General features: G+C 54.2%; 2 protein-coding genes. Both read left to right on the forward strand.

Annotated elements, in window-relative coordinates; genetic code table 11:
• The first annotated feature begins 108 nt into the window (after window positions 1-108).
• Window positions 109-699 (forward strand): ATP-grasp domain-containing protein, encoded by a 591-nt coding sequence (locus tag XpopCFBP1817_RS20850; RefSeq protein WP_128418492.1) that lies wholly within the window; start codon window positions 109-111, stop codon window positions 697-699.
• A gap of 6 nt (window positions 700-705) precedes the next feature.
• The gene (locus XpopCFBP1817_RS20855) at window positions 706-1026 is read left to right on the forward strand and encodes a hypothetical protein (protein ID WP_244171296.1); all 321 of its coding nucleotides are present in this window, start codon (window positions 706-708) and stop codon (window positions 1024-1026) included.
• Window positions 1027-1054: the final 28 nt, after the last annotated feature.

The raw sequence follows: 1054 nt of genomic DNA on the forward strand, positions 1-1054 counted from the left end.
GAGCGATTACGCACACTGCCCGAACACGTCTACAACCAGATGGTCATGGGCTGAAAAACGTGGGGATACCTCAGGGTCAGTATCAAGTATGCAGAAAGGCATGCGGATGTGCGAATCAGCACAGGGGAGCATCAGTTTAATGGAGATGACATCGGTGTCGTCTGGAACAGGCGTCGGCGTGTCCCGGAAGTTCCGGAGGTCATCGACGTCAGGGATCGCCAGTTCGTCCAGATGGAGCTGGATGCGGCGTTCCATGCGCACAAGTCGCTCTTTAGGAACGCGTTCTGGATTAATAAGGGCACTAGCGCAGATGCCAGTGACCTGAAGATTAATCAGCTCTTGGCAGCGCAGGCTGTCGGGCTATTCATTCCGCGAACACTGATTAGCAACAGCCCTGGAGAAATTCGTGCCTTCATCGAAGGTGCCGGGGAGTATATCTACAAGCCACTAACAGGCTATGTGTGGCAAGAGCAAGGTTCAGTCACCCAGACATTCACCGCGAAGGTGACGGCAGAGCTACTGCCCGAGCATAGCCTGCTAGCGTCGACTCCAGGGATCTTCCAAGCCAAGGTTCCGAAAAAGTATGAGGCGCGCATCCAGTTCTTTGGTCGTTTCTACGGCGGAGTGAGGATTGAGTCCCACACGCTGGGCGGTGGAGACCTCGACTGGAGAATAGGACAGGACGGCATTAAGGCGTGAGCGCCAGTGGTGCTTCCCGAAGAGATCTACCAGAAATGTCTCAACCTCATGGAGCGGCTCGACATTGTCAGCGGCGGATTTGATTTCATCGTCGATGGGAATGATCAATGGGTCTTCCTGGAGGTCAATGAGGCCGGGCAATTCATGTTTATTGAGACATGGTGCCAGAGTATTCCGCTCACTGAGGCGTTCTGCCAGTTCATCGAGCGCGCAGATTCACAATTCGAGTACGAGCCAGTTTCCCGACCGCTCACCCTGAGAGAAGCCTACGAAGATGCTAAGAGCCCGTTCAAAGTCTTCCCGAATTATCCGATCATATGGAGATGAGAGCACGCTATCCCAGTGACGTCAGCCG

Origin of the sequence: Xanthomonas populi (assembly GCF_002940065.1) — a bacterium.
Classification (GTDB): Bacteria; Pseudomonadota; Gammaproteobacteria; order Xanthomonadales; family Xanthomonadaceae; genus Xanthomonas; species Xanthomonas populi.